General features: G+C 42.0%; 8 protein-coding genes. 6 read left to right on the forward strand and 2 right to left on the reverse strand.

Features of this window, described 5'->3' with window-relative positions:
* Positions 1–72 precede the first annotated feature (72 nt).
* The 4 genes from AACT42_RS01360 to AACT42_RS01380 all read left to right on the forward strand — a co-directional run bounded on the left by AACT42_RS01360 (position 73) and on the right by AACT42_RS01380 (position 3172).
* A protein-coding gene (locus AACT42_RS01360) for an IS3 family transposase (RefSeq protein WP_094183002.1) occupies positions 73–1250 on the forward strand; the annotation gives its coding sequence in 2 pieces (ribosomal slippage) (positions 73–331 and positions 331–1250; 1179 coding nt in all).
* Positions 1251–1558: 308 nt separating this feature from the next.
* On the forward strand, positions 1559–1966 hold the full coding sequence (locus AACT42_RS01365) for a hypothetical protein (protein WP_094131845.1): 408 nt from the start codon (positions 1559–1561) through the stop codon (positions 1964–1966).
* A 145-nt stretch (positions 1967–2111) separates the two neighbouring features.
* Entirely contained in the window at positions 2112–2402 is a 291-nt protein-coding gene (locus AACT42_RS01375) for a hypothetical protein (RefSeq protein WP_064626913.1), read from the forward strand.
* A gap of 206 nt (positions 2403–2608) precedes the next feature.
* On the forward strand, positions 2609–3172 hold the full coding sequence (locus tag AACT42_RS01380) for a sugar O-acetyltransferase (protein ID WP_088733285.1): 564 nt from the start codon (positions 2609–2611) through the stop codon (positions 3170–3172).
* Positions 3173–3205: 33 nt separating this feature from the next.
* Here the strand turns inward: AACT42_RS01380 and AACT42_RS01385 are convergent, their stop codons facing one another.
* Entirely contained in the window at positions 3206–4165 is a 960-nt protein-coding gene (locus AACT42_RS01385) for an IS30 family transposase (RefSeq protein ID WP_094183004.1), read from the reverse strand.
* Positions 4166–4398: 233 nt separating this feature from the next.
* Here AACT42_RS01385 and AACT42_RS01390 point away from each other — a divergent pair, with 233 nt between their 5' ends.
* Positions 4399–4881 carry a tetratricopeptide repeat protein gene (locus AACT42_RS01390; protein ID WP_094183006.1) on the forward strand — a complete coding sequence of 161 codons (483 nt, stop codon included), beginning with the start codon at positions 4399–4401 and terminating at the stop codon, positions 4879–4881.
* 818 nt (positions 4882–5699) lie between these two features.
* Here AACT42_RS01390 and tnpA read toward each other — a convergent pair.
* Complete coding sequence (tnpA, locus tag AACT42_RS01395) at positions 5700–6137, reverse strand: IS200/IS605 family transposase (protein WP_064624342.1); 438 nt, start codon at positions 6135–6137, stop codon at positions 5700–5702.
* Positions 6138–6273: 136 nt separating this feature from the next.
* Here tnpA and AACT42_RS01400 point away from each other — a divergent pair, with 136 nt between their 5' ends.
* On the forward strand, positions 6274–6828 hold the full coding sequence (locus AACT42_RS01400) for an HNH endonuclease (protein ID WP_254918668.1): 555 nt from the start codon (positions 6274–6276) through the stop codon (positions 6826–6828).
* The last annotated feature ends 580 nt before the right edge of the window (positions 6829–7408 follow it).

Below are 7408 nucleotides of genomic sequence, written 5' to 3' on the forward strand. Positions count from 1 at the left end.
TGTAGTGGCATAGTGAATTTGGTCACTTAGTTAGAGGTGATATCATCACCTCATAAGTTAACAGGTGACATTATGACAAAACGTACAAGACGACTATTTAGCGCAGAATTTAAGTTAGAAGCAGCGCAGCTAGTCTTAGACCAAAATTACTCAGTGACTGAAGCAGCCCAAGCCATGAATGTGGGCAAGTCCACGATGGATAAATGGGTTCGCCAGCTTAGAGAAGAACGCCAAGGGAAAACACCGAAAGCTTCACCTATGACCCCTGAGCAAATAGAAATTCGGGAATTGAAAAAGAAGCTGGCTCGCCTTGAAGAGCATAATGAAATACTAAAAAAAGCCACGGCTCTCTTGATGTCGGACTCACTGAACAATTCTTGACAATCAAGAAACTCAAGCAGAGCCACAGCGTAAAAATATTATGCGAAGTCTTCAATGTTCATCGAAGTAGTTATCACTATTGGCTTAAACGCCCAGCGTTAATTAATGCGGAAACAATAAAACTGCGCAGCTTGGTCAGTGAGGCTCATGCCGCAAGCAATGGCTCTGCGGGAGCGAGAACCATTGCAGATATAGTCACAAATCAGGGTGTAAAGCTGAGCCGATACCGAGCAACAAAGCTTATGAGAACGCTTGGTTTAGTGAGCTGCCAAGAGCCAAAGCATCGCTACAGAAAGGCTTCACAAGAACATATTGACGTTCCAAATCACTTAGGTCGTCAGTTTGCGGTTACCGCCCCAAATGAGGTCTGGGCTGGTGATGTTACGTATATTTGGACAGGTAATCGGTGGATGTATTTAGCAGTTGTTATCGATCTTTTTGCCCGAAAAGTGATTGGTTGGTCGATGTCTCTATCACCTGATTCTAAGCTAACAGGCAAAGCTCTTTCGATGGCTTATGAGTCTCGTGGTAAGCCTAAAGGTGTTATGTTCCATAGCGATCAAGGCAGTCATTATACTAGCCGTAAATACCGTCAATTGCTGTGGCGTTTTCAAATAAAACAGAGTTTATCTCGCCGAGGAAATTGTTGGGATAATGCGCCGATGGAGCGCTTCTTTAGAAGTCTGAAAACGGAATGGGTGCCAACTGTGGGTTACCGTAGCTTCGCTGAGGCTCAACAAGAGGTTACCCGTTACATTATCGGATATTACTGCCAACTCAGACCACATCAGTATAACGGTGGTTTAACTCCCAATGAATCAGAACGATTATATTGGGAAAACTCTCAAACCGTGGCCAATTTTAGTTGACCACTACAGTTGTACCACTTTAATCTGCTTGTAGAACAGCAAAAAAAGTTTAAGTTCGTCAACGAAAACAAATTTCAAACTAAGGCACAGCCAGTGTTTTCAAAGTACAAAGTTGATAATTCTGACTTGGTTGAAAAAATCGCTAAAGAAACGGCACATTGGTAAATGAATATAACAAACGCTTTAAGACGGATTCGCAACGCTCGGCGGTTTTGGTTTGATTTAGCTTTTGTGTTTACGGTGTCATGATTGAGTGTCGTGGTAGCGTTGCTCACCACTTAAGCGGGCGTTATAACTCAGGAGGATTAGTGGAAAATTTCCCTATAGAAAAGCTTAAATTTACAAGTGCAACGATTTCTGGTGTCGATGGCGACGTTTCACTTGAGATAGGAATAGAGCCCTTTGAACTTAGTCTAGATGGTTACTCTGAGGAAATAGAAACAGTCATTAGTCTAAACGGTATTAATGTACCCTCAGAACTTAGTGAACTTACTGGTAAAACATTTACTTTCCCTTTAAACCCAGATGACGGGTATATTGATGGTTCAGTTTACTTCTTTGGTGCTCATAGCCCTGTTGATATAACTGAAATCAAATTTGGTGAATCGACAAACGGAAAGTTACCTATAACACTAAAATCCTCTTGGGCGCTGGAGTTTGAGCTAACAGGTTTTAAAAACTGTACTACAACAATTCAAACGTACCTGAAGTTATAACAAAGCGTTTAAGAAGGACTCATGCCGCGTGGCATTTTTAGCATGCGGTGATTTAAGTGGTGAAAATGGTCTGCGGAAAGTGGGCTTAGGCGGCATTCGCCCCTTAACGCGGCGTTATGTTTTCGTGATAACTTGAGGAAAAGAGATGGATTTCATTTGGTTGGTTTTAGCTTTTGGCGCGGCTGCAATATTCTACTATTTTGTATCATATTCGAAGCCACAGGATGATGATTGGCACAAATTGCCGACACTTGAGAATTATTTGATAAAGCATCCTGAATGTAAAACAGCAGATCCAGAAAGTGCTAAATGCTTTAGTTGTGGTTCAGACAAAGTGATTTTCCAACCATTAACAGCTCATGCAGATCCTCGTTATAAACATATTTGCTTATCATGCAAAAAAACACTTTTTAGAAGTAAGGCAATAATGTCTTAAGCTAGTTGAAATTCCTAAGTTTATTCTTAACAAAATCAGCTGGTTGGAATAAAACATAACAAACGGTTCAAGAGGGACAGCCAACGCGTGGCATTTTTATTATGCGTTGGCTTTTGTGGTTATGATGTTATGCGGAAGCTTAGTAGTGGCGTTGTCTGCCCCTTAGCCGGGCGTTATGAGTAAATTGGTATTGGAGTCCAAATTTAATGTCAGAAAAAGAAAAAATGTTAGCAGGTAAGCTTTATGATCCAAGTGATGAAGACTTATTAAAGCTAAGATTGAACGCTAGATTGTTAACTGAAAAGTTGAATACAACCTCTGTTGAGTTTCAACAAAAGCGTGTTGAAATAATTAAGCATTTGTTCGGCACAACAGGTGACAATATTCACATTGAATCTTCTTTCAATTGTGACTATGGCTCTAACATTCATGTTGGTGATAATTTCTATGCTAATTTCGGCTGCGTGATTTTGGATGTTGCGGAAGTAAAATTTGGTAAGAACTGTTTACTTGCACCTCAAGTTGGAATTTATACTGCAACACATCCCTTAGACCCAACCGAGAGGAACAGTGGTTTAGAGTTAGCAAAGCCAATAACCATTGGTGACAATTGTTGGATAGGTGGTAATGCGGTTATCAATCCTGGTGTGACCCTTGGGAATAATGTGGTGGTAGCCTCTGGTGCAGTGGTAACGAAGAGTTTTGGAGACAATGTCGTAATTGGTGGTAACCCAGCGAAAGTGTTAAAAGAAATCAGCGCTAAGCCATAATTTACTCTTAGTATCAAGTTTGCAGTGCAACGATCAGCGATAATATCCAACAAAACATTCCTCCGGAGTTTGAAAGCCCAGACGAGCTCTGGGTCTGCTGTTAAGTTTGTGGGCAATCGCGTTGCACTTTGCTTGAGTGAGCGTCGCCATTGAGGTGCCTTTGGGGAGATATTGTCGGATAAGTCCGTTGGTATTTTCATTGGTTCCTCGCTCCCAAGAGTGGTGTGGGTTAGCAAAATAAAATCGAGTATCGGTGGCGGCTTCAATAAGCTCATATTGGTTAAACTCGGTACCATTGTCTGCAGTAATCGTGGTAAATAAGCCATCAAATCGTCCCATGATTTGAATGGTTCGACGGTTAAGAGATGCGGTTGTTCGGTCATCCATTTGCCCAATCAGGGTGTAGCCGGTCATGCGCTCAACGAGTGTCACGATGCAGTGCTTAGAGCCTTTGCCCATGACAGTATCAATTTCCCAGTGTCCACGCGTTTTACGTGTTTCGACACTTTTAGGACGCTCAGAGATATGTCGTTTATTGGCGAGCCTTCCGCGACTATCGTAGGCAGCATAACGCTTGCGCCGTTGCTTGGTCGATTGTCGTAGGTGTTTCCAAAGTTCGCCCCCATTGGCTTTATCACGCCAGATGTACTGGTAAATAGACTCATGGCTAATGGTCGGCTGTTTATATCGTTTCATTCTTCCAACGACTTGAGCAGGGCTCCAGTCTTTTTTGATAAAGTGCATGACTTGATTATATTGCTGCTGAGTAATACGCGGATTACATCTTGATTTACTGCGTCTTGTCCGAGTGCGTTGGTCGGCTTTGAAAGGGCGATAGGCCCCATCGTAAGTACATCGATTACGAGCAATTTCTCGAGAAATGGTACTCTTATGGCGTCCGGTAAGCCGAGCGATTTCAGCATAGCTAAGGCCTTGCTTTTTATAGGCAGCGATAGTATATCTGTCCCCTTCGGTGAGCTGTTTATAAGCCATAATTTTTCACTTCTTGGCGGGAGGAAAAATAGGGATTATGACAGCTCACTGTTTTATTTTTTAGTGTTGCACTTAGTATATGAATCCAAGAAACATAACAAACGGTTCAAGAGGGACAACCAACGCGTGGCATTTTTATTATGCGTTGGTTTTTGTGATTACGGTGTTATGCAGTAAATTGGTAGTAGCGTTGGTTGCCCCTTAACCGGGCGTTATAAGCTTCGAGGAAAATTATGGAAAGTATCATCAAACAAGCAATTGAATGGCGGAAAGAGGCTAAATATCAAGAGTCGAGAGCTTTGCTAAAAGCGCTATTAAACGATGAGACTTATTCTGCTAAGGCTCATTTGCAAATTGCTTGGTCGTACGACAATGAGGGTAAAGAGCAAGAAGCGGTTGCTCATTATCTGTCATCTCTTTCAGGTCCATTATCGCCGGTAGAAAGGTTTGATGCTTTGTTTGGACTAGCGAGCACCTATCGAAGCCTTGGCATGTATTCAGAGGCGTTAAGCTATTTCGAGCAAACTCTAAGTGAGTACCCGAGTTCTATTGAAGTTCAGCCTTTCTATGCAATGTGTCTCTACAACTTGGGACGCCATAAAGAAGCAACATTATTGCTACTCGAACTTTTAGTATCAACCACGAATAGTGATGCAATTAAAGAGTATCAGCGAGCAATTTCTTTATACGCACAAGATTTAGATAGAACGTGGTAAACGAAACACGCTTATAACAAAGCATTTAAGAGTGATTCCCAACGCTTGGCATTTTTAGTTCAAGGTTGGGTTTCGTGTTTACGGTGGTATGGTTGAGTTTCGTGGTAGCGTTGCTCACATCTTAATGCGGCGTTATGCAACTCAGGTGAATTTAGGAGTTCAATCTTTTTAGGTTTCTCCGGCCATTCGTTTTGTGTTGTCGGCAAATGAGCACTTTCACCCTCAAATTCGTGGTTAACTCAAACCGTAAAACAGACAAGGTTCTTTGTTTGCCTCAATGAGTTTTGGTGCTGTTTTGTTGTGAATTTAGCGTGCGCAAAGTGTGGAAAGGGCAAGTTTATCGAGCATTTTGCATTTGCTGAAAGTCTTGCTTGTTGAGTTTGTCTCATTCAAAAGCTTGGTTGGTTGTTGAAAGGTGGGCTTTGTTTTGGCGGCTTATTTATCATGGCTCTGGCTTGGGTTGGTTCTTGAATCACTCAACCATTGCAATCGTGGCTTTTGATCGAGTAAAGTCAGTTTATCTTATTGAATTTGCATAACAAACGGCTCAAGAGGGATTGCCAACGCGTGGCGACTTTAGTGCAAAATTGAAGTTCAGTGTTTACGGTGTGTTTTTTAAGTTCGGCGGTGCGTTGTCAACCCCTTAGCCGGGCGTTAGGCGATGAGGAGGGTTCATTGTTCGAAGTAGGTAAAATCTATAACCGTCGTTCTGATATTCACGGTGTATACAAAGGTCAACAGTATGGTGGCNTAAAAATCCGCCTTCTTAGAAGGCGGCTTTGGTTTATAGCCCCCTATAAGGGGGCATCCCTGCACTGCTAGTTTATCTTCAACTCTAACTGCGCCTCATATTCTTGATCTTTCTTGTCTTGGTGCCTTACGTAACGCCTGATGATTTCTTCATTCACACCAACTGTGTCAACAAAGTATCCCCTTGCCCAAAAATGATTACCCCACAGTTTCTTTCTTATATGTGGGAACTTGTTAAACAAGCGGATTGCTGAACGCCCTTTCAATACTCCCATCAACGTTGATATCGAAACTTTTGGTGGAACTATCACAACCAAGTGAACGTGATCCGGCTGAACATTTAATTCCAAAACTTCACAATCTTTCATATTGCACAAAATATAGATTGAGCGATAAAGCTCCTTACCTACATTCCCTTTCAAGATCTTAAATCTGTATTTCGGAGTCCAAACTATATGGTATTTGCAACGCCAATATACATGTGATGAACTTCTATAATCGCCCATGTTTTTAGTTTCCTCTTACTTGTGGTGAATAAGTGGTTTACTTCTAGCATGGGCACTCCTTCGGGCAATAGCCCCAAGGTTCAATCACCACCGCCCAAGGCGGTGGTTTAGGGATGACAATAAAAAAGAAATCTTGTTGTTTGAGTCGACTACAAAAGGTTTTGTGCGTTTCGTCGGTGTATGTAGTTACATTGAACATCATATCGAGCAGAGACCTGACAAAAATAGTCAGCTTCGAGATGCTTTCATTTTTCACTTGGATGTACTTCCGCAGTCAAGACTTCCCGGCGTAGAAAATGGAAAGGCTCCGTACTTGACCAAACCGACTAAAAGCAAATCACTTAAGCAATTACGCGATATCGCTACAGCTGTGACACCTAGTAATGTGGATGTTAAAGAACAAGTTGTTCACATCCGTTACCGTAGCGAGGCTATTAAGTTATATGCTAAAAAGCGTGCAAATGGGGTTTGTGAAGGTTGCAGAAGTAAGTCGCCCTTTGAAACGAAGGAAGGACCTTATCTAGAAGTCCATCATTTAACCAGGCTTGCTGACGGTGGTGCTGATTGCCCGGAAAATGTTATCGCTCTATGCCCTACGTGTCATCGGAGAGCGCATTATTCAATCGACAGCAAAGAATTCAACGAGCAGTTGTTAAAAGTAGCCCTTAGCATCGAAGAAAAAATCGCCTAACAAGCAATTTAAGAGGGATTCCCAACGCTTGGCATTTTTGCTTCTACTTCAAATTTAGTGTTTATGGCACAATGCTTTAGGTTGGGTGGTAGCGTTGCTCACCCCTTAATTGGGCGTTAGGCAAAGTGAGTTTTTATCAGCTAAGTCGAGTTTGAATTGAACGGTAAATGCCATGTTTTCTAGCTTAAGTTAAGCAATAAATAATCATCACATATTTGCTGTTTCTTGATCGCGTTGAGTTGCTTTTCGTTGTGAGTTTAGCGGCAAAATAACCTTCAGCACCCAAACGTCCGCCGAGCATGCTACGCTCGTCACTTTTCTTCCAAATCGCTCAATTTGAGTTTTTTGTTTCTTTGCTGATTTAGCATTTTGGTTTATAAATGAATCGGTTAGTTTGTTTCAGGTTTACAAAAATGCTCGTTCTTTGGTTGTGAAAGTGTTGTTGTCAATCGGTTGGCCTAACAAACGGCTCAAGAGGGATTGCCAACGCGTGGCGACTTTAGTGCAAAATTGAAGTTCAGCGTTTACAGTGTGTTTTTTGAGTTCGGCGGTGCGTTGTTAACCCCTTAGCCGGGCGTTA

It is taken from the genome of Vibrio sp. V15_P4S5T153 (assembly GCF_963874485.1).
GTDB classification, from domain to species: Bacteria; Pseudomonadota; Gammaproteobacteria; order Enterobacterales; family Vibrionaceae; genus Vibrio; species Vibrio anguillarum.